Genomic DNA, 25,071 nt, shown 5'->3' on the forward strand with positions numbered 1-25,071 from the left:
CGTGGCAAGCCACCCCTGTAAGACCTGACAGTGTGGGCCCAGCCCATCCGCTCCTACAGTCGGCGCAGCTCTTGTGTTGATATATCAGAAAAACATTTGAGCAAACCAGGCAGCGACAAGGCGCCTGAGTCCACCCCCTCCCCGGGGTGCCCTCCCCTTCAGTGAGCAGGAGACTTTGTGAAAACACATGGCAAACAATCGGCCGGCTGGCGCAATGTAATCAGCGCCATCAACGCAGTCTGCGCAATGTCCGTCGCAGCGGCGGTATTCAGCACGGCAGCGCATGCGCAAACCGCAAACGAGCAACTCGGCAGCAGCAAGAGTGAATCCAAGCCGCCTGCTGTTGCCGGCAGCACGGAATCGCAACTGAGTGGCGCCCACCATCAAAAGCGCCCTTTAAGCGCTGCCGAATTGCGGCCTAACGCGCCAAGCGAACTCAGCGCAAGGATGAAATACGGCGGCCAAGAAGCGAGCCTCAAAACGCTGATTCAGCGCCCGTCCATGCGGGCAGAAAACCAGTCCAAAGCTCAGCTACAGGCGCAGGCACCAGCTCAGCCCGCAAAAGGCGCCGCAACTGCGGCGGCTGCAGCGGCGGCAACAGCGGCCAGCTGTGATTTGCAATTGTTTGCCACCTCATCCGGCGCCAGCTTGGTGAATGCAGTGAAGGCCAGCAGCACCGACTGCGTCGGACAGTTGTTCAGCCTCACCGGCAGTGCTGCCGGCCAAACGCTGAACGAAGCAAAAATGGTCAGCATTGCGGACGCGTTTCGAACGGTGGCCTCAAGCTATGACGGCAGCAACGCCAACAGCGCGATGCAGCTGATCCTATTCTTGCGCGCCGGCTATTACGTCAATTGGTATTACAGCGCCGACACCGGGCCTTACGGCGCGGCCTTGAAAACCGCAGTGCGGGCAGCGCTGGACGCCTTTGTCAACAACGGCAATTTCAGCTTGGTCAATAACACGCATGGCGAAATACTGGCCGAGTTTGTGACCTTGATTGACAGCAGCTCAGAAAATGCCCGTTATTTAAGCTCGGTAGTCAAACGCTTGCTGGATAACTACAACAGCAGCTTCAATAACTACTTCTGGATGCAAAGCGCGGTCAACAACACCTTTACCATACTATTCCGCGGACATGACAATGCGGCGTTTGCAACGCTGGTGCAAGCAGATACATCGATCACAGACACGCTGTATAACTTCATCAATAACAATTTCAATGCACTTGGCGGCAGCGCCGATTATCTCGTTACCAATGCCGGGCGGGAACTCAGCCGCTTTTTAAAATACACCGAAGGCTCAGCACTCAAAAATGCCACCAAGCCCAAAGTCAAACTGATACTGGACCGCAGCAATGTCACCGGCAACACCGCCGCACTATGGGTTGCGGTCGGCGGCAATGTGGATTATTACGACAAAGCCAATTGCAGCTATTACAACCTCTGTGACTTTGTCGCTCGCATCGACAGCAATGTTTTGCCGATCAAACACAGCTGCAGCAGTACCCTGCGCTTGAAGGCGCAATCCCTGACCGCAGCTCAACTGAGCGAGGCTTGCGCCATCGTCGCTGCCGAAGAGGGTTACTTCCACACCCAAGTCGCCAGCGGAAAAGTGCCGGTCGCAAACGACAACAATACCCAGCTGGAAATGGTCATCTTCAGCAGCAGCAAGGACTATAAAGCCTATGCGGGTGCGCTTTTTGGTATTGACACCAATAACGGCGGCATGTATTTGGAAGGCAGCCCAGAAATCGCCGGCAACCAGGCGCGCTTTATCGCCTACCAAGCAGAATGGATGTTGCCGAAATTTGAGATCTGGAATCTGACACACGAATACATCCACTACCTCGATGGCCGCTTCAATATGTATGGGGACTTCGGTGCCGCCACCGGCGTCAATTCGGTCTGGTGGATAGAAGGTTTCGCGGAATATATGTCCTATTCCTACCGCAAGCTCGATTATGTTGACGCCCGCAATCAAGCCGCAGCGAAAACCTATGCCTTGAGCACTATCTTCAAGAACGACTACAACTCCGGCACCACCCGCGTCTATAACTGGGGCTATTTGGCCGTGCGCTATATGTTCGAGAAGCAACGCAGCAAGGTTGGTAATATTCTGGGCTACTTCAGGCCGGGCAATTACGCCGGCTACACCAGCTATATGAATAGCGCAGCGATGAGCGCCAGCATGGACGCCGGCTTCAACACCTGGCTGACATGCGCCGCTGACGCCGCCCAGCCTAACTGCGCGGACACCACGCCGCCGGCCAATGTCTTGCCGGTGGCCAGTTTCAACAACGCCATCACCAACTTGCAGGTCAGCTTCACCGACACCTCCACAGACAGCGACGGCACGATTGCCTCTCGTTTGTGGAATTTCGGCGATGGCAGCAGTTCAACGGCCGCCACGGTCAGCCACAGCTATACGGCCGCAGGCAGCTACACCGTCAGCCTGACCGTGACTGACAACAGCGGCGGCAAAGGCACCGTCTCCAAGCTGCTGACTGTGCAAGCCAGTTCGGGCAATGCCCTGCCGGTCGCCAAGTTCAGCAGCAGCGTCAATGGCTTGAGCGTCAACTTTGCCGATCAATCCACCGACAGTGACGGCAGCATCAGCTCGCGCACCTGGACTTTTGGCGACGGCACAAGCTCGAACCTGGCCGCGCCGGTGAAGACCTACGCGGCAGCCGGCAGTTATAGCGTCACGCTCACCGTCACCGACAACAAAGGCGGCAGCGCCTCCAGCACGGCCACTGTTGTGGTGCAAGCCGGCACGCTGCCCGAATGCACCGGCGCGGCCGAAGCCTTGGGCAAGAACTGCGTGAAGAGCAATCTCTCGGGCGGCGCGGGCAGCCTGAAGTACAGGTACGTGTACATCCCGGCGGGCACGACGGCGATCACCATCTCGTCGGCGGGCGGAAGCGGTAACGCGGACCTTTACGTGAACACCAGCACCTGGGCCACCTCGACCGCCTACAACTATCGCTCCATCGGTGCCAGCAACGCCGAAACCATCACCATCACCAACCCGCCTGGCAATAGCTATATCTACATCAGCCTGTATGGCAAGACGGCCTACTCGGGCGTCCAGGTGAAAACGCAGTACTGAAGTCGGCGTCTGCTCCAGCCAAGGTCTGGGCCATGTTGGCTTGGCCTTGGCTAGCCGATCAAAGGCCGCTTGAGCCCAGCAGGGGCACGCCGGCCGCCAGTTTCTACGACGGTGGCTTGCTGGGGCAGGCCGCCAAGCAAGGTATGGGCGTTGCCTTGCTGTGCAAATTGCTGGCCTCCCACGCGCTCCTGGAGGGTCGCTTGCGGCGCCTGCTCGATCCCACCACGAATGGCAGCAGCAAGCGCCGCTACCACAACGTCTACCCACAGGCGCTGCGCATATTGCCTGAGTGGCGGCATGCTGAGGCGGAGGAGTAGGCGCGGCAACTATCAGGCAACAACGAGAGGGCAACAACGAGAAGGCATGACAGACGGCAAGGCGCCACAATGAAAACCCTGCCCATGCCATCAAGCACTGGCCGCAGCGAGTGAGCTCCGCTAGCATCGCGCCCGTTGATTCGATCCATCCATTCGGCACCATCATCCCAAGCCAAGAAAGCCCAACCATGAAGTTCCTGCTCATCAGCGCCGCCTGCCTGCTCAGCCTGGCGGCCCAAGCACAGCAACAAGCGCCTTTACCGGCCGAATTCGCCGACTGGGATGCCTTTATGGCCGAGCAACTGGCGCTGTGGAAAGTGCCCGGCGCATCGATCTCCATCGTCAAGGACGGCAAGGTCATCCTCTCACGCGGCTACGGATTCCGCGATCTCGAGAAGAAGTTGCCGATGACCGAGAACACGGTGCAGCCGATTGCCAGCACCACCAAAAGCTTCACCGTGGCGGCGCTGGCAACGCTGGTGCGTGACGGCAAGATCAAGTGGGATGAGCCGGTGCGCGAGTACCTGCCTGACTTTCGCCTGCACAGCGACTACGCCACCCAGACCGTCACCGTGCGCGACCTCGTCACTCATCGCAGCGGTCTACCCCGCCACGATGCGGTTTGGTTCAACAGCCAGCTCAGCCGCGAAGAGCTGATCAAACGCGTGCGCCACTTCGAGCTCAGCGCCGAGCCGCGCGCCCGTTTCCAGTACAACAACCTGATGTATATGACCGCCGGCTTTCTTGGCGGCAAGGTCGCCGGCAGCAGCTGGGAGGCGCTGGTCAGCGAAAAGGTGCTCAAGCCGCTGGACATGAACGCCACCAACTTCAGCATCAAGGACCTGCTCAAGGCGCCCGACCACGGCACCGGCTACTCCTTGGACAATGACGAGCAGCCGCAGGCCAAGCCCTATACGCCTATCGATGCGATGGGCCCGACCGGCTCCTTGAACTCAAGCGCCCGGGACATGGCCAATTACTTGCTGATGCTGACCGCCGACGGCAGCTACAAAGGCAAGACCTTGATCACGTCAGGTGATTTGCGCGCCATGACCTCCGGCCAGATGACGCTACCCGACGCCCGACTCTGGCCCGAGCGCAATGGCCCGCAGTACGGCATGGGCTGGTTCGTCAGCAATTACCGTGGCGTGACCTTGGTCGATCACGGCGGCAATATGCCCGGCGCAGCGACCACCGTGGGTTTTGTGCCGGCACGCAATATCGGCGTCTATGCGACCGTCAACATCGGCAACAGTGCGATGCGTGATGTGATCCTCTATGCGGCCATTGATCGCCTGCTTGGGCTTCAGCCGGTCGATTGGACGGCGCGCCTGCATGGCAACTACCTGAAAGCCCTGGCCGCCGAAAAGGCCGCCGAGACGCAGCAACTCAACACCGGCAAGCCCGGCACCAAGCCGGCGCTCGACCTGGTCGAATATGCAGGTGAATATGAGCATCCGGGCTATGGCATTTTGACCATCGGCGGCGATGCCAAGCAAGGGTTAAAGATGCGCTACAACGACATGCAGGCGGCGCTGCCGCATTGGCATTACGAGGTCTTCCAAGCCCCGAAAGACAAGCTCTCGGAACTGAGCGAAACGCGCGTGCAGTTCCTCTCCAACTTTGAGGGAGATGTGGACGCGCTGCGCGTCGAGCTGGAGCCGGCCGTCAAAGCGATCGAATTCAAGCGCTTGCCCGACCGGCACTTCAAGGATCAAGCTTTCCTGGCCAAGTTCGCCGGCACCTATGCGATTGGCAGCAATGAGCTGACGATAACGCTACGCCCAGACGGTGTCTTGACGATGGCCGGCCGCACCGGTGCGCCGTCCGAATTGCTGGGCCTGCGCGGTAACCGCTTCCAGGTCAAGGGCCGTAACGGTTTCAGCGTCGAGTTCCTGCCCGATGCCGGCGGGCGCTACAGCCAGATGGCCATGCGCCAGAACGGCAGCGCTACCGTCGCGCAGCGCAAGGACTGAGCGCCCCTCAAGGAGAGGGCGCCGAAGCCGGCGAGGCCAAGGGCTGGCCTTTTTCCACCACATAAACGCCGACCAGCTTGGCGGTGGTGCTGCCTTCGTTGCGCGCGCTGTGCACAACGCCGGCCGGCACCACAAAGGCCTGGCCGCTGGCGACATGGCGTGGGGGCTGGCCGGCGATCAAGAGCACCGCCTCGCCCTCCATCACATAACTCATTTCATCGCCGGGATGAGTATGCCAGCCGGCCACGCCGCCCGGCGCCACTTCGACCCGCGCGACTACCGCCTGCCGATTCGGCACCGACACATCGGCGGTTGCGACTACGGTGCGACTCAAGGCGGGAGCGGGGGCCGGCGCTTGCGCCAGCAATAAAGCGCTTGAACCCAGCAGGGCCAAGCCGGTCGCCAGAAGTTTAAGAGTCTTTGCCTTCATCAAGCTGAGCCTTTCAAAACAGTAGTGCAGCCGGGCCTATCCCGCCCTGGCTGACTATATCGACCGCAGTCCCTGAGGCAAGGCGGCTTACCCTGCCGGCTTGAACTGCATGCCGGGCGCATCAAGCGGCCGGCTGACAAAGCCATGGCGCTGGTAAAAGACCGACTTGCCCTGAGCGCAAAACAGCTGGATATCGCTCAGGCCGGCCGCCTGGCAATCTGCAATGATGGCGCCCAGCAACGCAGCCCCGACACCTTGGCCCTGAAACTCCGGGCGCACGATCATCTCGGTGATGAAGGCGTGCAGATGCCCATCGGAGATGGCGCGCACAAAACCAATCAATTGCCCCTCGGCATAGGCCGCGCGCGCGCGCCAAGAGCCGGCCAGTGCGGCTTGGTAGAAGGCAGCGTCGCGCGAGGCGGGTCCCCAGCCTGTGGTGTCGTAGAGCGATTTGAAGGCCTCGGCCGCAGGCAGTTCAGTGGAAAGTTCGAATTGAGACATGATTGAGAACTTTAGCCTTAAGGATGCTCTGCATAACTAAGCGCGAGTGGGTGCAGCGCGGATCGGGATGGGCTGCAAGGCGTGTTTTGAAGCCAATAGCCGTAGCTATTGGCGAAAAATGCAAGGCCGCAGACCGCCCGAGGCCGCGCTAGCACACGCCGCGAGGAGTTATGCAGAGCGTCCTTTGCCTCGGCCAGCGCCTGAGAGATCGAATTCCTCGCCCGAATTCAGGCGCTCGATCAAGCGTAACAAGCCGGCCCTGCTCGCCGCAGCCAACCAAGGCCGCACCTGGTGGCCGGCAGCCGCGTAGAGGGCGTGAATTTCGGGCTCGCCACGGGCTCGCCGCTCGCCGTTCTTGTTGTCGCTGTACTTGTTGTGCGCCACCAGCCATTGGCTGCGAGTTTGCAAACTCAGCAACTCGGCGTCACTGGGCCGTGCAATGCCGGCATCGACGAGGTATTGCCAATGCGCCTGCGAATGCTCGGGCGCCTGGCTGACGACAACCGCCAAGCCCTCATCAAACCATTTCGGCAAGCGCCACCAGGCCCGCACAGACAGGCGCTTGAACAGCTCGGCATGACTCCATTCATGCGCGATGAACTGCCAGTTGGCGCCGCGCGCCGACAGCAAAATGCGGTCGCCATAGACCTTGGCGATATTGCCCTGACCGCCGAAATCGGCCAGGCACTCCGCACTCACACAAGCATGCACGACAGGCCGCGAGGCGACGCTGCCGAAGGCGGTCTCAATCACCGCTTCGGCCTGGCTCATCGCCAAGACCAGCGAGCGCTGAGTCGCCTCGTCGGTGCCGCGCTCAACATAAAGGTTCGCGCCGACCGGCACCCAGCCAAACAATTCCGGCGCAAACAGCTTGCCGCCCTTGAGCGTCGAGCAGCCGCTCAGCAAAAGCATTGCTACCGCGGCAATCATGGCTGCATTCAAGGCAGCCAAGGGCTGCCTTGTCCGTAAGGCTTGGGCCATGGATCAGAAACGCGTCGTCAAATCAAGCAGCCAAGGCGGCATCTGGCGAGTCAACCAGGCCTCCAAGAAATGGTCGGCCCCGCTGAGCACCAGCGCACCGACCAACACCAGCCCGACACCCATCACCCGCTTGCCCCACAGGCCCGCCTCGCCCATCGCCTTGCGCCGCCCCGACATCGCCGCCCTGGAACCGTAGGCCAAGAGGCCCATCGGCAAGGCGGCGCCGAGGCCAAACACAAACATGGTGAGCAAGGCCTGCAAAGCACTGTCCCCTTGGGAAGCCAGCGTCACGGCCGCGCCCAAGGTCGGCCCAACACAGGGCGACCACACCAGACCCAGCATCAAGCCGAGCAAGCCCTGACCCCACAGACTGTCGGCCTTGAAGTTGGCGATTTGGGCATTGGCACCGGCCGTCAGTGGCGTCAGCAGCTTGACCAGACCCTGCTGCAGCGCCGGCAACAAAAACATCGTGCCGAACAAGATCATCAAGCCGGCGCTGATGTTGCGCACCCAGCCAGCATCCACGCCGAGGCTGCTGCCAAACAGCGCCAGCCCGGTGCCCACCAGGGTGTAGGACAGCGCCAAGCCCGCCAACAAGGCGATTGGCCCCAGGCGCGCCACCTGCATGGCGCTGGACATGATGATGGGCACGATGGGCAAGACACAGGGCGAGAGCGTGGACAAGGCGCCCGCGAGCAGGCTGAAAGCTAAAGTTAGCAATTGAAGTGCTCCAGGTCAGATTTTGGGAGGCGGACTACAGGCCCGCGGCGGTCATGGCTAAGAACTTTTCCGCAAACAAGCGGGTCAGAGGATGGCGAGGCGAATTGAGCGCAGAGCAAGGCACAGACCGTAGCGATACCTGTTGGTATCGCGAGGATCTGCAACACAGCTATGGGTTCGAATCGACCGTCAGCCGACCCCGGCTATTTACGGACAAGTTCTAAGCAACTTGTGGCCCTATCGCTTTGCGCAGGAACAAACGCTTGGCGCCGGCCGGGAAATGGTCCAAGACCCCAAAAACCTCATAGCCCGCACGCAAATACAGCTCCGGTGCTTGAAAGGAAAACGTATCCAGATAGGCCTGCGTGTAGCCCAAGCGGGCTGCCTCCACTTCGGCCGCCTGGAGCATTTGTCTGGCCAGGCCTTGTCTTCGGTATTCGGGATGCACCCAGACCGCCGTGAAATTGACATAGCCCCAATAGGCTTCGCCGACCACACCGCCGATCACGTTTGAATTCGCGTCACGCGCCACGAGCAAAACCGCGTCGAAATGCCCGTCGCCCGTGTGCGCAACGTTGGCATCGAAGAGCCCGCTTTGTATGGCCTGCTTCACCTGTCTGTCAGGGTCTGCTTCGACGGCAATGGAAACCGAGTTCATGATGTGTTCCGCTTTGACTAACTTGAAAATTGGCCGGTGCGACTGATCTGCCACCGGCCACTGGGTCGCAGATTACAAGGACTTGCGGATGAACTCGCGCAGCTTGTCCTTGTCGGTCACACCGGCGCTGCGTCCCACTTCGGTCGAGCCCTTGGCCGCGATCAAGGTCGATTGAAACTTGACGCCCAGCTGATCAACCAGCGGCTTGTCGGCATCGAAGTCGATCTTGAAGACGATCACATCCTTGAACTCGGACTCTTGCATCAGCGCCTCGATCAGCGGCCCCTGCTTGCTGCAGACCGGGCACCAGCCGGCATGCACATGCATGATGATGGGCTTGTTCTGCGTCGCGGCTTGCATATAGGCTTCCATATCCGCCTTGCGGATTTCGCCAGCGTTAGCTGCATTGCCCAGCAGGGCAGCGGCTAGTCCGATGGCGGTCGACGCCGCCACGCGGGCCAGCTTGCGTTGAATGGAGAACTTGTTTGAAATGTTGCGTGTCATGTCGGCCTTGTTTGAATTGAAGCAATGAACTGGGCGGCGTCACGAAGATCGCGCTCCCATTGACCAAGAGGCGGCCGAGGCGCCAAAGGATTCAGCTTTGGCGAAAAAATTTTCAATCTTTTTCGCTCCCTTTTGAATCCTTTTCGAAGCACCGCGCCTCTAGGTCTAGGTCATCCACCTGAACCTAGGACTCTTTCATCATGTTCTTCCTCAAACGCAATCTACCCACCTGGGAACGCGCCCTACGCATCGCCATGGGTGTAGCCATCGCCGCGGCCATACTCGGCGGCCTCACGACAGGCATCGTGACTTACTTAGCCATCGTCACCGCCGCCACAATGGTGCTGACCGCCTTCGTCGGCTTTTGCCCGGCCTGTGCGATGGTTGGCCGCCGCTACCTGGAGAAATAGACCGATGATCGCTGCCAAAGCGCAATTGATTGAAGCCGCTGCGCGGGGCGAAGCAGGTGCCGTTTCAAGCCTGCTGAGCGTCTGCCAGCCGGACCTGAAACGCTTCGCCCGGCGCACCTGCTCCACCACCGAGGATGCCGAGGACGCTGTGCAAATCGCGCTTTGGCAGCTTTACCGCAAGATCGGCGCGTTGCGCACCGCCGCCACCTTTGCCACCTGGATGTTTCGCATCGTCGAGCGCGAGTGCTACCGACTGTTCCGCCTACGCAGCAAGGCCGAGGATCTGGACGAGTTGGCGCCGCAAGACATGCCAGCCGCAGCGGCCGTGCCCACCGATCTGCGGCTCGACCTGGTGCGCGCCATGGAGCGACTCACCCCGCCCTACCGCGAGGTTTTGTTGCTGCGCGATGTGCATGAGCTGACCGCGCCGGAAGTGGCCGCGCAACTGGGGCTCAGCCTGGAAGCGGTAAAGAGCCGCTTGCACCGGGCGCGCGCGCAGGTGCGTGAGCATTTGATGGCCAGCGGCTATTGGATGAAGGACGGCGCGCTCGAGCCGCGCTCCTTCGAAGTCAACAAGGACGCTTAAACATGTTTTGCAGCAGTTCGGTTTCTATTCACCTCTTGCGCGGCGCGGCAGCTTTTGCGCTGATCGCCGCCGCCTTGATGCTCAAGGGTTTGGGCGCCATCGGTTCCGGCTTGGCACTGGTCGGCGCCTTATTTCTACTGCGCGGCTGCCCGATGTGCTGGCTGATGGGTTTGTTTGAAACTATCGCCAAAGGAGACAAGCACAGCAGCAGCGTCTATTCAAGCGATCAAAGCCGAGCGCACAGCGAATGCCTGAGCAAGAGCTCGGTCGCAGAGCTGGCCGATTGCCAAAAACCGGCTCGCCTGTCTTTCAAAGACGACAAGACCGAGCGCGAAAAGATCAAAGGATCACAGCTCTAACGATTTGGTACAGCGGTTTGGCACAGCGGCTTGCTGCTACGGCTTGTTCAAGCGCTTCTCCCAAGCACATCAAGCACCGCCACTCATGGCAAGCCCGGCTTGACAGCGGGAGGCCCACTGGCCCAAGCTATCGCCCGAACGAGAGGTGCGAGGCCATGGGCTATTCCTTTGATTTTCAGATGGGTCAGATACACGCCGTGCTGGCCTGGTCCAGCGTGGCGATGTTTTTGGTGCGCGGTCTGCTCTTTCAGTTCGGCGCACCCTGGGTGATGGACGAGCGCGTGCGCACGCTGGTGTTTGGCATCGACTTTTTGCTGACCATCACCGGTCTGAGCCTGTGGGTGCTGCTCTACCTGAACCCGTTCTTGCGTGACGGCTGGCTGCTGGCCAAGCTGCTGGCCCTGGCGGCCTACACCTTCAGCGCCCATATGGCGATGGGCAGCAACCGTTTCCACCTGCCGGCCTATTTCGTCTCGCTGCTGCTCTTGGCCTATATGGTGGCGGTGTCGGTCAAACGCAGCCCTTGGTTAGGTCTTTGACAGATAGCTTGCGGCCTGCCGTCTTTTCCGACGATCGAGTCATGGATCGGTCGCTACCGTATTGACTTCTGTGATCCCGGCAAACGGAGACCCGCATGAGCTCAGCGTCCGGCCCGCAACAGGCCACCAAAACCTACCAGGACATCGTCCCGGACTACCAGACCTATCTGGGCTACCAGACGGACAAATGGGCCTCGCATGAGATCTCGGTGCCCAAATGGGAGCTGGGCCAACAGCGCTACCTCAACGCCACCTTTGCCGACCTGCCGCACGATCTGCGCATTGCCGACATTGCCTGCGGCGACGGCGTGGGCCTGCGCCATTTCAAAAAAATGGGCTTTACCAATCTAGTCGGCGTGGAACTCAACCCCGCCAAGCTGGAGATGGCGCGACAAAGCGGCTACCCGGTGATGGAATGCGATATGCATGATCTCGGCTGCTTCGAGAACGAGTCCTTGCACATCGTCTACTCGTCCCATTCGCTCGAGCATGCCTACGAGCCGGCCAAGGTGCTGGCCGAGTTTCACCGCATCTTGCATGCCGAGGGCGCGCTCCTTGTCGTGCTGCCTTACCCCGATCCGGGCAACTGGAACGACGAAGCGCACGGCGCCAAATACGAGCTCGGCACCCCGATCGAAGACGAAGGGGCCACCGTGATTCGCTACTTTGAAAGCGCTGGCTTCAAGCTGCTCAAGGTCAGCTTTGACAGCTACCGGGAGCCCGAAATTTGGCTGCAGTTCACCAAGCAAGTAGCTGAGGCATAGCTCAGCTCAGCTTGGCCAGGCTCTTGCGTGCGGCCTCAACGTTATTGGGGTTGGCATTCTTCTTGGTGAGGAAGCGCTCATAGGCGGCCTTGGCTTGCGGTTTGTCGCCCTTGGCCAGCAAGGCGTCACCCAGGCGGTGATCGATGGGCAAATCATCCGCACCTTCGAGCGTCCTGGCGCGTTCGAACAGCCGCACCGCCTCGTCGGCCTGACCCATCTCGGCCTGCACTCGCCCCAGCCCATAGACGCCGGCCGCCTGAGCAGGCTGCTCGCGCTGCAGTTGCTCAAACAAGCTCTTGGCCTTGGCCAAGTCTTTCTCGTCCTTCAGGTAATGCGTGGCCAGCTGCAAATAGGCGCTGCGTGATTCGTCGAGCAGCGTCGCGTCCTTGGCGGGTTTGAGCGCCAGCAGCTCGGTCTCCATCTCTGCCCATTTTTTGCCCTCGGCGGCAATGTAGATGCGGATGATCCGGGCCTGCTCGGGCTGGCTGTTACGCACCGCCGCCTCCAGCTCACGCGCCTTGGCGACGCTGCCGCCCAGCATGCCGGGCGCGAACAAATAGAGCTTGGCCAGTTGGATGCGCGCCATCGCCTGCGTTGGCTCCAGCTCCAGCGTGCGGATCAGCGCCGCCTTGATATCACCCAGCATGGAGGCCATCTTGAACATGCCCGCGCTGCCCATCTGCACATTCAGGCTTTGCGCCGTGACCAGTTGACACACCGCCACCGTCGGATGCTGCTCGACACAGACCTTGGCCTGCTTTGCGCCAGCCTCGACACGCTTGCTGTCGCTGCTGTCCAAGGATGAGAGCGCCAAAGACAAGGCAGCGCTGGCCTCGGCATCAGCGGGGTTGGCCTTCAAGCGATTCAGCGCCAAGCGCTCAAGCTCGGCGAACTTGTTCGCGTCCGAGAGTGCGTCGAGTTCCTTGTCCTTGAAGATAGTGGCCTGCGCCGAGCCCAGCGCCGTCAGCAAGGTCAGTGCAGCCAGGAGGGTACGCGTGCGGCCTTGGATTCGAGTTTGCATGGGTTGGGTCAGGGAGTGGGTCAATGCCGGCGATTGTGGCGCCCGCCTCTGAGGGCAAGAAGCTTTGTGCGACGAGTTGCCGATTCCTTGGCCTGAGTTGATCTGAACACTCAAGCTCCGCTACGCAAAATCGCCTTTTTGTAAGCAGGCCGCGCCTCCAGCATCGCGACAAAGCGGCGCAAATTCGGATAGGCCTCGGCCTGCGCGCCTTTGACCGCGATCTGCGCGACGAAAGACAGCTGCACATCAGCACCGCTGAGCTGTTCACCGACAAAGTAATCCCGCCCTTCCAATTCGGCTTCCAGATAGCCCAGATGATTTTGCAACTCGCTGCTGATGCGCGGCTGCAGCGGTGCGCCGGCTTCGCCCAGGCGCCCGACATAAAGCTTGAGCATCAGCGGCAACATCGCCGAGCCCTCGGCATAGTGCAAGAACTGAACATAGCGGTTGTAGTCCGGTGTGCCGAGCACCGGCGCGAAGCGGCCGTTGCCATAGCGGCGCACCAGATACTCGATGATGGCGCCCGACTCGATCATCACCAGCCCGCCATCACGCAGCACCGGCGCCTTGCCCAGCGGGTGAATCGCCATCAGCTCCGGCGGCGCCAAGCGGGTCACCGCGTCGCGCTGGTAACTGATCACTTCGTAGGGCTGACCCAGCTCCTCCAGCATCCAGGTGATGCGGCGCGAGCGGGATTCGTTCAGGTGGTGGATTTCGATCATGGCGAGGCCTTTGTTGCGAGTGAAGAGCTTGGAGGCCGCAAGGCCAACGCCACGTGGTCAATAGGCGGTCCAGCCGCCATCGGTTGCGTAAGCCGCGCCGGTCAGGTTGGAGGCTTCGTTCGACAGCATGAACAGCATCACCGCGACCTGCTCACCGACCGTGGCCGGGCGGCGCTTGGAGTCCGCATAGGCCAGAACGCTTTGCGTCTTGATGCTGCCCATGCCGGGGCGGCTCGCCGCCTTGCTCGCGGCCATCACCAGCTCGGTTGCGCGCGCGACCATAGGCGTGTCGGTCGCGGCCATATTGACCGAATTGACGCGAATGCCGTAGGGCGCATAGTCGATCGCCGCATTACGCGTCAGGCCGGTCACCGCATGCTTGCTGGCCACATAAGCGGGGTTGCCGGCCAGGCCGGTCAGCCCGGCGATCGAGCCCACATTGACGATCGCACCGCCGCGCCCCTGCGCCACCATCTGCTTGAGCTCCGCCCGCATGCTGCGAAACACACCGGCCGAATTACTCAGGAACACCCGGTCCCAATATTCATCCGAGGCCTCGTGGATGGGCGCGAAGATCAGCGACTTCTGCTTCTCAAAATCAATCGGGTCGCCCGAGTACACGCCGTCCATCACGCCGGCGTTGTTGATGGCCAAATCCAGGCCACCGAAGGTATCGACGGCCGTCTTGACCATGCGCTCGCAGGTCGCGGTCTCGCCGACATGGCCGGCCACGAACACCGCCTTGCCGCCCGCCGCCCGGATGCGCTCAATCGTCTGGGCGCCCAGCTCCGGTATCCAGTCGACGCCCACCACATTGGCGCCTTCACGCGCGGCGCGGATGGCAGCCGCCTCACCCATGCCACGGGCGCAGCCGGTGATGATGATGGTCTTGCCCTTGAAGCGATCCGGCGTGAACTGATCCTTTGGCACCGGCTCGATGTCCTTCACCCCGACGCCGGCTTGCGGCTTGCCTTGAAACTGCGCCGAGGCCTTGCCGGACCCAGTGGCCGCTGCACCCGCTGCCGCCAACACCGCTACGCTCTTCATCAAATCACGACGTTCCATTGCTGACTCCCTTTGCTGTGGAAAAAACTGGTTTCAATAACCGACGCGCACAAAGAACATGGTGCTGAGCCATGGGCTGGCATGCGCGCCCAGACCCTGATCAATCGCTGTGCCGGCATAGGTTGCAGCCACATGCCCCTGGAACATCACGTTCCTGGAGTAGAAATACTTGGCCGTCAAATTCAACTCCTTGCCCAACTGCTTGGACTGCAACATCGATAAGGCGGGGTTGCCGCCCAGATTGGTCAGCGAATCCGCCTGGAACAGCCAGAACTGCGGCACCAGCTCGATGTTCTGCTGCGGCCGCAAGCGTGCCTGCAGCCGGTGCGCGATCAGATTGGAATCCTGAAAGATCTTGAAATGGTTGATGCCCTGCACCCAGGTCTCGCCATTGCCGCCCGACAGCAAGGGGTCCCAACGCTCGAAACGCTCTGTGCCCGGCTTGTCGCCGGTGAAGCGCGCATAGCGGTAGCTGAGCGTGGGCGACCAGGCGGCCTTGGCAAACACATAGCCGAATTCACCGAAATAGCCCTGCGCCTGCATATCGAATTTGCTGTGCGTCTGACGTGCAAATTCAGCGGCAATGAAGGGGCCAACGCCGCTGCTGGGCGCCGGTTGCCAGCGGACACGAAAGTCCAACGCCCGCAACCCTTCGCGCTGCAAACGGCTGCTGGTGGTGTAGTAGGACGCCTGCGACTTGGGCACCCGCAGCGCCATCACACCCAGCGTGAAATCATTCAGCGCGGTGGTCTCGACATTGAGGCCCTGGATTTGCGTCTTGGAGTCCACCTCCGGCAACTCGTCCGGGTCGATATGAAAGGCTTCGAGCTTCCAGTCGTTATAGGCCAGGCGCGCCAACACGACCTGATCGCCCGCCCAGCGCGGGTTGGACTGCAGCGCCGCCCGGTTCAAACCATTCTGGGCGGTGTTGACCAGCATCATGCCCTCGCCGACGCTGAATCGTTGCCGTCCGGCTGAGAGGTTATAGACCAAACGGTCACCTTGTTCGGTAGTGCTGCCGCCGACCAGGCCAAGGAAAGCATCTTCCAGTGCCACATGGCTGCGCGTCTTATCGGTAAACAACTCTTGCCCAACCGAGCCGCTGGCGATGACGCTGGCCCCGCCATAGACGTACAAGCTGTCTGTGAGCGGCGTGATGGCGTAGAGGCCGGCCTGCACAAAGCCTTCCAGCCATTGGCTATAGCCCTTGCCGGCAGCCTTGCCGACGGCAAAAGGATTGCCATTGAGCATCAGGTCGTTGCGGCCATACCAGGCATTGTTATTGCCGTAATACATGGCCAGCGTCTCGAGCTTGGCGCGGACCAAGGTACCGTTCGACTGGTACAGGGTCGGGAACTGTGGGCTGGCGTCGGCTGGCGGCGCGGCCCCGTCGGCCAGGGTCACGGCGACGCGCAGCTGAACCCCGCCGGTGCTGCCGTTGACGACTTCATGACGGGTGGCGCGAATCTCCGGCGCGCGTGACAAGCGCGCCAGCGCCGCGATCAAGCGGTCCTCAGAAAAGCGGCTGCTGGGGTAGGCCGCCAGCGTGCGCCGGACCAGGTCCTCGACCCGCGAGTTCAGCGCCGCGTCTGGGCTGGGATTGTCGATTGTGACCTGGACGGACTCGATTCTTTGGTTTTCAAACGGCTCGGTTCGGACCTGCGCGAGCGCGGGCAGTGGCGCGGCCAAACTGCCAAAGAGAGCGGTACAAAGAAGAAACTGCTTGCTGCGCATGAAGTGCAATGACTATTGGTTTTTGCTTGCGGGCACTATCGCATAAAGTCATTTCAGCTCAGCCCAATTCTTTGGTTTGGCTCAGGGTTTGGCCGGCTCACCAATCAGCCGGCGCAGCGCCGGGATCAAGCCCACCAACACCAGCCCCACCACCACCGAGCCCGCACCCAGCTGCGTGAACAGCGCGCTGTAGGCCGGGTTGCTGATCAGGGCGGTGCTGTCGGCTGGCTGCGCCACCATGCCGGAGAAGTCGGCCGCGAATAGCGAGGCCAGACCCGTCACCAGCATCCAGCTGCCCATCATCACACCCTGGTATTGGCGCGGCGCCAGGCGGCCAATCATCGCGTAGCCGACCGGCGAGATCAGCAGCTCGCCCACGCTTTGTAGAACATAGCTGGTGAACAACCACGAGAACGCCACTTGACCCTGTGCGTCCGCCAAGGAGATGCCCAGCGGCAAGGCCAGAAAGCCCAAGCCCATCAGCACCAGCGAGGCGGCGAACTGCTGAGGAATATCGATCGGCCAGCCGCGCTCGCGCAGCCGCGAAAACCAGGCCGCCAGCAGCGGCCCGCCGATCACGATCACCAGCGTGTTGATGTTTTGCACCCATTGCGGCGCGATCACATAACCCCATAACTCCAAGCGCACATTGCCGACGGCGAACAACTGCAGGCCGCTCGGCGCCATCTGGTACAGCGACCAGAACATCAACGAACCCAGAGTCAGAATCAGATAGGCCCACATGCGCCGGCGCTCGGGCTCATCCGGATGCTTGATGGTGATGAACACCAGCGCCGCTGCAACCAGAGCGCAAATCCCCTTCAGCAAGGTGTCGGTGTCCTTGGGGTTTTGCAGCAACATCCACAGCACCGGCACCAGACCCAGCAAGATCGCCACACCGGCGACAAAGCGCAGGCGGAACTGCGCCGCGCTGACATGCATCAGCGGCGTGTCCAGGTCGGCCAAGGTCTTCCAGAACAGCGCCGACAACACAATCGCCAGCACGCCGCCTACCGTGGCGAAGATGAACAAGCTGCTGTAGCTCTCGCTCAGCTGGTAATGCCCGGCCATGGTGAAGCCGATGAAAAAGCCGATATTCATGCCGGCGTAGTTCCACAAAAACGCGCCCTCGCGGCGGCTGTCCTCAGGCGCAAAGCGCTGGGTCAGCATCATGTTCAAGCACGTCACATTGAGGCCGCTGCCGACCAGGAACAGCGCCAGCCCCCAGTAAAGCAGAGCACTGGTACCGCCGGCAATCGCGGCGCAACCCAGCACTTGCAGCACCATGCCGCCAACAAAGAGGTTGCGGTTGCTTAAGAAACGCCCGCCCAGATAGCCGCCGAACAAATGCAGGCCGTAATTGAAGGCGCCGAAAACGCCCATCATCAGCGCGGCCTGCTCGGGCGGAAAGCGCAGATGCTTGTTCAATTACAGCACCAGGCTGGAATACAGCACCGCGTAGGCCAACGTGGAGAACATCTGCACGAAAAAGAGCACGCCGGCACCGGCAGGGATGCGGGCCAAAAAGCTAGGTTGAGAAGACAAGGTCGATTCCAGAGGTAGCGGACGAGACGAGAAACAGGTCGAGGCCTTTCCGGGGGCATTCTCGCGGCCTGTTCTGGCGGTCTATTCTCGCGGCATTTCAGCGCGCAACATCAAGCCCGCCGGCGCTGAGGATCTTGCGGTAACTGCCGTCCGCCTTCATGCTGTCCAGCCCCTTGTTGAAGCCTTTCAACAAGGCTCCGCCGCCTTCATAGCTTTTGGCGAAGCCCAGCAAATGGTCCTTGACCTCAAGAGCCGGGGCTTTCCATTCCACTTGCGCGCCCAGCTCGGGCTCGGCATTGAGCAGGTACTGCCCTAGTGCCCGGTTGCCATAGGCCAGATCGACCCGTTCGCGAACGAGCTTGCGCATGCTGCTGAGCAGGTCATTGCCGAGATCAAAGCGCAGGTTCTTGTTGTCGAGCAAGGGCGGTAAATAGGTGGCGCGCTGTATGCCGATCAGCAGCCCTGCCAGAACTCTAGGATCGTTGAAATCAAGCGCCACCCCGCGCCGGCCGAAAAAACCCAACTCCATCTGAATGATGGGCTTGGAGTAGTCGAACACCTGATCGCGCGCCGCGTTGCGCCAGATGCCAAACAAAGCACAGTGGCCGCCTTCGGCCTCCTTGAGCGCCCGCGCCCAGGGCATGAACTGCGCATCGATACGGCGACCCGCGCGCTTGAAGGCCTCGGTCGCCAACTCGATCAAGGGACCTTGCTTGGGCAATTGTTCGCTATTGAAAGGTGGAAACTCGGTCAGGCAAAGTATCACCGGTGCCGAATCTTGCGCCCGAGCGGTAGCGCAAGCCAGCATCGCAAAGCTCAGCAACAAAGCAGGCAACCTCATTGCAAGATGCCTTTCACCTCGCTGATCAAGGCGCGGCAAGGCAGGATCGCTGCATCAAACTCAAGCCGCCCCAGAGCCTCGTCCAAGCCCTGCAGGCGCCCGCCCAAGACAGCGCCGTAACGGCTTTGCAAGACTGACATCACTTGCAAGGCGTCCATATCCGAATCTTGCAGACGCAGCAAGAGCTCACTCAGCGCCTGGGTCAAATCCTGCAGCTCTGCCGCTGGCAAGTCGCCCAAGACGGGCAAGGCCGCTGAATCAGCAAGCGCCGGCGGCGAGGCCGCATTAGCTTCGTCTTGCATCACTCGCAGCAACTCGGTCAAGCCGGGCATGGCGGCGACCATGGCGACGCAGCAGCGCTCGACGCTCGCCAGCAGCAAGGCCTCAGCGACCGAACCCTCGCCCCCCTGATCGGCCAGAGCCTCTGTCAGGGCCCGCTCCGCCTGGCTGGCCTGCTCCGCCAACTGGACGGCGCCTAAGGTTGCGGCCACACCCTTGAGCGTATGGATCAGGCGCAGCGCAGACCTGGCGTCGGCCTGCGCCAGATGCTCGCGCAACTGCGACTGCATGGCGCCCAGGTCGGCCGTGAAGTTGCGCAGCATGCGCGCATAGACAGCCGGCTTGCCGCCCATGCGCTGCAGTGCGGCGGACAGGTCCACGCCCGCGCCGGCCGCCGCTCGACTCCATGCCGCCGTCACCTCGCCTCCCTGCTGAGGGGCCAGCCTGCGCGCCCCGTCCAAACTTGCCAGGCCACCATGCTGGCGTAAGACCCGCACCAGCTCATCCAGATCAAAAGGCTTGCCCACATGGGCGTTCATGCCGGCCGCCAGGCATGCCTCGCGGTCCGAACTCATTGCATTGGCGGTCATCGCCACGATGGGCAAAGCCCTCAGCCCCAAGACTTCGCGCAAATGGTGGGTCGCGGCATAACCATCCATCACCGGCATCTGCAGATCCATCAAGACCACATCAAAAGCGTGAGGCGCGGCCGCAAGTGCGCTGACCGCCTGCTGACCGTCACCGGCGATTTGCACGCTGGCGCCCTCGCCGCGCAGCAACTCGCTGGCGACCTGCTGATTGTTGAGGTTATCTTCCACCAGCAGCAGGCGCATGCCGACCAATCTTTGCTGCTCGGCAGGGGACGTGGCCGCTTCGCGTTTGGCCAGCAACAGGCTTGGATGCAGGCCAGCGTCGGCCACGGCATCAAAAAGCATTGAAGCGGTGACAGGTTTGACCAGATAACCGTCCAGCATGGCCTGATCCGCTTCGCTGCGCTGCGCCAGTTGCTCGCGCCCCAGCGCCGTCACCATGACGATCACGGGCGCCGGCCCGGCCAGCCCCTGCGCGCGGATGCGGCCGATGGTTTGCCAGCCATCCAGCCCGGGCATTTGCCAGTCGACAAACAAGGCCTGATAAGGACCTGCAGCGGTATGAGCCTGGGCTTGCAGGCAAGCAATGGCCTGCTCGCCGCTCTCGGCCAGGTCCACCATCCAGCCCTGCGACTCGCACATCCGGGCCAGCACCTCACGCGCGATCGCGTTGTCATCGACGATCAGGGCGCGCCTTTGTGCAGCGGGTGGGTCGGTTTTTTCGCCCAGCGCCCTTGCGGCCACCGCAGTATCAGCAAGCGCCAGCGTGAGGCTGAATTCAAAGCGGCTGCCGCGCCCCTCCTCGCTTTGCAGCGTCAGCTCGCCGCCCATCAGCGCGACCAGTCTTTGGCTGATCGCCAGCCCCAGCCCGGTGCCGCCAAAACGCCGTGTGGTCGACGCCTCGGCCTGCGTAAAGCCGCTGAAGATGCGCGCTTGGTTTTGCGGCGCAATGCCAATGCCGGTATCGCTGACGGCGAAGTGCAGGCTCACCGAGTCTTGATTGAGCTGCACGACCTTGATGGCCAGCACCACCTCGCCCTGCTCGGTGAACTTGATGGCATTGCCGGTCAGATTGATCAGCACTTGCTGAAGGCGCATTGCGTCGGCCACCAACTCGCGCGGCAAGGCCGGGTCGATATCAAACACCAACTCCAACTTCTTGGCGCCCACATTGGCCGACAAAATGACCGACAAATCGCGCAGCAGATGGTCGACGCGCATAGCCTGCGGGTCCAGCGTCATCTTGCCGGCCTCGACCTTGGAGAAGTCCAAAATCTCATTGAGCAGGCCCAGCAAGGAACGCGCCGCGCCCTCGGTCTTGGCGGCGTAGTCGGCCTGGCGCTCGCTCATCTTGGTTTTGCGCAGCAGCGTCAACATGCCCAAGATGGCATTCATAGGCGTGCGGATTTCGTGACTCATATTGGCCAGAAATTCGCTCTTGGCCTTGCTGGCGCCTTCGGCCACCAGCTTGGCCTCGCGCAACTCGGCCTCGATGCGGTGATGCTCGGAAGTGTCCCAGTTGACGCCCACCATGCGCAAAGCCCGGCCCGCCTCATCGCGCTTGATCAGCGCCGTGCCGCGAATATGGTGCACCGAGCCATCCGACCAAATAACGCGGAACTCCGTCGCAAATGGGCGGCGCCCTTCGATCGCGTCCTGAAGGTTGTGTTCGGCAACAGCTTTATCGTCTGGATGCAAATGCCGCGCCCACAAATCGTAAGGCCCCAGCTCATCACTGGGCATCTGGCCGTAGAGCCGGTACATCCAGGCATCCCACTTCAGGCTGCCCTGCACGAGGTCGTAGTCCCAAATACCGATACCGCCACTGTCGGTGGCCAATTGCATCAAGGTATGGGCCTCTTTCAAGGCCAGCCTCTCCTTGACGCGTTCGGTGACATCTTGAAACGCCCCCACCAAACGTCGCGCCTGGCCATCCTCGAACTCGACCGAACCGACGGCGTGAACCCAGATCTTGCGGCCGTCACGCAACTGCTGCTCTAGCTCAAGATCCCAACCCTCACCGGTAGCCAACGCGTGCTGCACCGCTTGCTGGACAACGGGTCTGGCCTCTGGGGTGTAGAAGTCCAGCGCCTCCTCAAGACTCGGCCTATGACCGGGCTCCAGGCCGTGAATGCGGCAGGTTTCATCCGACCAAAACAAGCTGTTCGTTGCCAAGTCAATTTCCCAGCCGCCCACGCCTGCCATGCGGCCGGTCCGATCCAGAAAAGCCCGGCTTGTTCGCAGTGCGTCTTGCTGCTGTCGAGCCTCGGTGATGTCTTCGACCATGCCTACATAGGCGAGCGGCTGGCCTGCTTCATTGCGTCGCAGCTTCGCTTTCGCGTGCAGCTGCCGCACACGGCCGTCGGCCCGCCGAATGCGGAATTCGGCGTCCATGTCCTCTTGCTCGGCCAAGGCATCGCGCCACATTGTTGTAATCGCCTTGCGTTCGTCCGCGTCAACCATTTGCGTCCAGTCCAGGGCTTGGCGAGGCTGCAGGCCAAAAATATCCAGCAGCTTGCTGTTGCCGTAACTGAAGTTCCCCTGGACATCCAGCTCAAACACGCCGATAGGCACGCTCTCGCTGAGAAGGCGAAAACGCGCTTCGCTGTCTGCCATTTCACGCGATATCTGCTTGACCGCCCGCAGCGCTCGCCGCCCTTCCAAAGCCTGGGCCGCAGCCACTGCCAACTCCGTCAGCACTTGGCGCTGGGCCTCGGTCAGCCGCTTTGGCTGGCGATCGATCACACACAGAGTGCCGATGCGCGAGCCGTCACTGAGCCGCACCGGCGCGCCGGCATAAAAACGGATGTCCGGCTGGCTGATGACCAATGGGTTGTCGGCAAAGCGAGGGTCCTGCGTGGCGTCAGCCACCTCGAACAGCTCATCGCCCAACACCGCATGGGCACAAAAAGCCAAATCGCGCGGCGTCTCGTGCACGCCCGGCAGGCCAATATTCGCCTTGAACCACTGCCGCTCCACATCGATCAGGCTGATCAGCGAGATCGGCACACCGCAGACGATAGAAGCGGCCCTGACCAGCGCATCAAATTCGGCCTCAGGGCCGGTGTCCAGCACCTCCAGCGCACGCAGTGCAGCCAGACTTTGGGCTTCGTCATCACGGAGCGGGGCAGATTGCATAGAGCTGGAGTCTCACGCTGGACAAGTGACTCGACTATGCCTGAATTTGGCGGCTTGCAGGCAGCCCTGATGCACGGTGGCGCCACTCATCCCCGCCCATTGCCGCTCGGCACCTTTTCCCCCAAAACGAGCGGCTAGTCGAGACACTGGCGGCGCCGGGCCTGCTGATACGCCCTGACTGCCCACCAGACACTTCAACACGAAAGCCCTCCCCCATGAAAGCTCGCCAACTCCTCAAACTCAGCAGCGTCGCTCTGCTCATTCAATTGGCCGGCTACGCCGCGCCGGCTGGCGCCGCCCAAGCTCAATCCGGGCTGGACCTGCCCGGCTTCGATAAAGCCGTGCGCGCGCAAGACGATCTCTATCGCCATAGCAGCGGCACCTGGCTGCGAGACAAGGCCATTGCGGCCGATAAGGCCGAGCTGCACGGCACCGATATGCCGGCCGTGGTGGACCAGCGCATCCGCAGCATCCTGCAAGAACTCGCCAGCAAGCCCCAGCCCAAGGTCAGCAGCGCCAAGAAGATCGGAGACTATTACGCCGCCTATCTGGACACCGCCACCATCGACAGGGCGGGCCTGGCACCCATCAAACCGCTGCTGGCCGAGATCGCCGCCATCAAGACCCCGCAGCAACTCGCTGCCTGGGCCGGCCGCGCCCAAGGACAGATCGAAACGCCGATCTGGCTTTGGGGCGGCTTTGCCGACTTCATGAACCCGAATCTGAACCGCGTGATGGCTTGGCAAGGCGGCTTGGGCCTGCCCGACCGCGACTACTACCTGAAGCTGAACGATGCTCAATTCGCGAAAGCTCGGGCAGCCTATCTGACTTATCTGACCCGCTTGGCCGAACTCGCCGGGCTGCCCAAACCGGCGGATCTGGCCCAGCGCGTGCTGAGCCTGGAGACTCGCCTGGCCCAGGCGCACACCCCCTTGAGCGAGGCACGCAACCCCGCCAAGATGTACAACCCCCTCTCGGCCGCAGAGCTGGTGGCCAAAGCCCCCGGCTTCGACTGGCAGGCGTTTTTAGCCGCAGCCAAGATCTCGGATGAAGACAAGGTCACCGTCACCCAGCTGGACACGGCCATCGCCACCGCCCGGCTCTTCGCCGAGATGCCGCTGGCCGACTGGCAGGCCTACTTCACGCTGCGCAGCCTGGACGCTAGCGCGCAGGTCTTGCCGCGGGGCTTTCGCGAGGCACATTTCGCTTTCCACGGCAAGGCCGTCACGGGCGCACAAGCCGACCGCCCAAGGGCTAAGCGCGCCTTGGAGCAGTTGAGCGAGGCGATGAACGAAGCCTTGGCCCAGCAATATGTGGCGCGACATTTCCCGGCCGCGCACAAGCAAAAAGTCGAGCTCATATTCAACAATGTGCTGGCCGCCTACCAGCAGTTGATGGCGGCCAATAGCTGGATGGAGCCTGCCACCAAGGCGGCCGCGCTGGACAAGCTGTCCAAGTACAAGGCCAAGATCGGTCACCCGGACCAATGGCGCGACTACAGCGCTTTGGACGTTCGCGCCGGCGACGCCTTCGGCAACCAGCAGCGCGCCAAGCGCTTTGCTTGGGAGCACAAGGCCGCGGCGGCCGGCAAGCCCATGGACCGCAAGGCCTGGGCGATGTCGCCGCTAGAGGTCAACGCCTTTTACGACCCGATGGGCAATGAGATCAATCTGACGGCCGGCATTTTACAAGCGCCGCTGTTCGAGATGCAGGCCGATGACGCGGCCAATTACGGCGGCATCGGCGCGCAGATCGGGCACGAGATCAGCCATGGCTTCGACAATATGGGCGCCCAATTCGACGGCGACGGCGTGATGAAACAGTGGTGGACCGAGGCCGACCGCAAGGCCTTCGAGGCGCTCGGCGCCAAGCTGGTGGCGCAGTTCAATGCGCTGGAGGCTCTGCCGGGCAAGCACGTCAATGGCGAGCTGACCCTGCCGGAGAACATGGCCGATCTGATTGGCCTTCAAATCGCTTTCAAGGCCTACCAAGCCAGCCTGGGCGGCCGGCCGGCGCCGGTGATTGACGGCTACAGCGGCGAGCAGCGCTTCTTCTTGAGCTTCGCGCAAAGCTGGCGCGTCAAGCGCCGCGATGAGCGCACGCTGCAGCTGCTGAGCTCCGACCCGCATGCGCCGAACGAATTCCGCGCCAATGGGCCGGCGCAGAATGTCGACGGTTTCCACGAAGCCTTCGGCACCCACGCCGGCGACAAGATGTTCAAGCCCGCCGCCGAGCGTGTGCGCCTGTGGTGAGCGAGCAATGAGCACGACAATCCGCGCG

The 25,071-nt window shown here is 61.7% G+C and carries 22 protein-coding genes; 9 read left to right on the top strand and 13 right to left on the bottom strand.

The genetic code is table 11. The features are described from left to right. The first annotated feature begins 177 nt into the window (after positions 1-177). From PRZ03_RS21995 to PRZ03_RS22005, 3 genes are all read left to right on the top strand, one after another. A complete protein-coding gene (locus tag PRZ03_RS21995; RefSeq protein ID WP_273602273.1) occupies positions 178-3,111 on the top strand; it encodes a collagenase in 2,934 nt (977 codons plus the stop codon). Positions 3,112-3,143: 32 nt separating this feature from the next. Beyond that, positions 3,144-3,428, top strand: a complete 285-nt coding sequence (locus tag PRZ03_RS22000; protein WP_273602274.1) for a type 2 periplasmic-binding domain-containing protein — start codon at positions 3,144-3,146, stop codon at positions 3,426-3,428. A gap of 188 nt (positions 3,429-3,616) precedes the next feature. Further along, positions 3,617-5,404 (top strand): serine hydrolase, encoded by a 1,788-nt coding sequence (locus tag PRZ03_RS22005; RefSeq protein WP_273602275.1) that lies wholly within the window; start codon positions 3,617-3,619, stop codon positions 5,402-5,404. Positions 5,405-5,411: 7 nt separating this feature from the next. On the opposite strand, the gene PRZ03_RS22010 is transcribed toward PRZ03_RS22005, so the two are convergent. The 6 genes from PRZ03_RS22010 to PRZ03_RS22035 form a co-directional block, all read right to left on the bottom strand. Beyond that, entirely contained in the window at positions 5,412-5,834 is a 423-nt protein-coding gene (locus PRZ03_RS22010; protein WP_273602276.1) for a cupin domain-containing protein, read from the bottom strand. Between the two features lie 87 nt (positions 5,835-5,921). Beyond that, positions 5,922-6,335 (bottom strand): GNAT family N-acetyltransferase, encoded by a 414-nt coding sequence (locus tag PRZ03_RS22015; RefSeq protein WP_273602277.1) that lies wholly within the window; start codon positions 6,333-6,335, stop codon positions 5,922-5,924. Positions 6,336-6,503: 168 nt separating this feature from the next. Further along, positions 6,504-7,265, bottom strand: a complete 762-nt coding sequence (locus tag PRZ03_RS22020; protein WP_273602278.1) for a hypothetical protein — start codon at positions 7,263-7,265, stop codon at positions 6,504-6,506. A 54-nt stretch (positions 7,266-7,319) separates the two neighbouring features. Further along, positions 7,320-8,036 carry a cytochrome c biogenesis CcdA family protein gene (locus PRZ03_RS22025; protein WP_273602279.1) on the bottom strand — a complete coding sequence of 239 codons (717 nt, stop codon included), beginning with the start codon at positions 8,034-8,036 and terminating at the stop codon, positions 7,320-7,322. Between the two features lie 220 nt (positions 8,037-8,256). After that, positions 8,257-8,694 carry a GNAT family N-acetyltransferase gene (locus PRZ03_RS22030; protein ID WP_273602280.1) on the bottom strand — a complete coding sequence of 146 codons (438 nt, stop codon included), beginning with the start codon at positions 8,692-8,694 and terminating at the stop codon, positions 8,257-8,259. A 72-nt stretch (positions 8,695-8,766) separates the two neighbouring features. Next, positions 8,767-9,198, bottom strand: coding sequence for a thioredoxin family protein (locus tag PRZ03_RS22035; protein ID WP_273602281.1), 432 nt, complete (start codon positions 9,196-9,198; stop codon positions 8,767-8,769). Positions 9,199-9,398: 200 nt separating this feature from the next. Between PRZ03_RS22035 and PRZ03_RS22040 the strand changes: the two genes are divergently transcribed. From PRZ03_RS22040 to PRZ03_RS22060, 5 genes are all read left to right on the top strand, one after another. Next, the gene (locus tag PRZ03_RS22040; RefSeq protein WP_273602282.1) at positions 9,399-9,608 is read left to right on the top strand and encodes a YgaP family membrane protein; all 210 of its coding nucleotides are present in this window, start codon (positions 9,399-9,401) and stop codon (positions 9,606-9,608) included. Between the two features lie 4 nt (positions 9,609-9,612). Then, the gene (locus PRZ03_RS22045; RefSeq protein WP_263534343.1) at positions 9,613-10,194 is read left to right on the top strand and encodes an RNA polymerase sigma factor; all 582 of its coding nucleotides are present in this window, start codon (positions 9,613-9,615) and stop codon (positions 10,192-10,194) included. Between the two features lie 2 nt (positions 10,195-10,196). Further along, positions 10,197-10,553: a hypothetical protein gene (locus PRZ03_RS22050; RefSeq protein ID WP_273602283.1), complete on the top strand. Its 357-nt coding sequence runs from the start codon at positions 10,197-10,199 to the stop codon at positions 10,551-10,553. A 179-nt stretch (positions 10,554-10,732) separates the two neighbouring features. Beyond that, positions 10,733-11,092: a SirB2 family protein gene (locus tag PRZ03_RS22055; protein ID WP_273602284.1), complete on the top strand. Its 360-nt coding sequence runs from the start codon at positions 10,733-10,735 to the stop codon at positions 11,090-11,092. 95 nt (positions 11,093-11,187) lie between these two features. After that, positions 11,188-11,856 carry a class I SAM-dependent methyltransferase gene (locus PRZ03_RS22060; protein WP_273602285.1) on the top strand — a complete coding sequence of 223 codons (669 nt, stop codon included), beginning with the start codon at positions 11,188-11,190 and terminating at the stop codon, positions 11,854-11,856. 1 nt (position 11,857) lies between these two features. Here PRZ03_RS22060 and PRZ03_RS22065 read toward each other — a convergent pair whose 3' ends face one another. The 7 genes from PRZ03_RS22065 to PRZ03_RS22095 form a co-directional block, all read right to left on the bottom strand. Next, positions 11,858-12,877 (bottom strand): tetratricopeptide repeat protein, encoded by a 1,020-nt coding sequence (locus PRZ03_RS22065; RefSeq protein ID WP_273602286.1) that lies wholly within the window; start codon positions 12,875-12,877, stop codon positions 11,858-11,860. Positions 12,878-12,987: 110 nt separating this feature from the next. Further along, entirely contained in the window at positions 12,988-13,599 is a 612-nt protein-coding gene (locus PRZ03_RS22070; RefSeq protein ID WP_273602287.1) for a glutathione S-transferase family protein, read from the bottom strand. A gap of 57 nt (positions 13,600-13,656) precedes the next feature. Further along, positions 13,657-14,664: an SDR family NAD(P)-dependent oxidoreductase gene (locus tag PRZ03_RS22075; protein ID WP_273602288.1), complete on the bottom strand. Its 1,008-nt coding sequence runs from the start codon at positions 14,662-14,664 to the stop codon at positions 13,657-13,659. Between the two features lie 33 nt (positions 14,665-14,697). Beyond that, the gene (locus PRZ03_RS22080; RefSeq protein ID WP_273602289.1) at positions 14,698-16,398 is read right to left on the bottom strand and encodes an alginate export family protein; all 1,701 of its coding nucleotides are present in this window, start codon (positions 16,396-16,398) and stop codon (positions 14,698-14,700) included. A gap of 81 nt (positions 16,399-16,479) precedes the next feature. Beyond that, positions 16,480-17,826 (bottom strand): peptide MFS transporter, encoded by a 1,347-nt coding sequence (locus PRZ03_RS22085; RefSeq protein ID WP_273602290.1) that lies wholly within the window; start codon positions 17,824-17,826, stop codon positions 16,480-16,482. Between the two features lie 214 nt (positions 17,827-18,040). Continuing rightward, on the bottom strand, positions 18,041-18,784 hold the full coding sequence (locus PRZ03_RS22090) for a substrate-binding periplasmic protein (RefSeq protein WP_273602291.1): 744 nt from the start codon (positions 18,782-18,784) through the stop codon (positions 18,041-18,043). Next, entirely contained in the window at positions 18,781-22,791 is a 4,011-nt protein-coding gene (locus tag PRZ03_RS22095; RefSeq protein WP_273602292.1) for a PAS domain-containing protein, read from the bottom strand. The genes PRZ03_RS22090 and PRZ03_RS22095 overlap by 4 nt, the downstream gene beginning before the upstream one ends. A gap of 215 nt (positions 22,792-23,006) precedes the next feature. Between PRZ03_RS22095 and PRZ03_RS22100 the strand changes: the two genes are divergently transcribed. Further along, positions 23,007-25,043 carry a M13 family metallopeptidase gene (locus PRZ03_RS22100; RefSeq protein ID WP_273602293.1) on the top strand — a complete coding sequence of 679 codons (2,037 nt, stop codon included), beginning with the start codon at positions 23,007-23,009 and terminating at the stop codon, positions 25,041-25,043. Positions 25,044-25,071 lie beyond the last annotated feature (28 nt).

The organism is Roseateles albus, assembly GCF_028595345.1.
Taxonomy (GTDB): Bacteria; Pseudomonadota; Gammaproteobacteria; order Burkholderiales; family Burkholderiaceae_C; genus Paucibacter_A; species Paucibacter_A albus.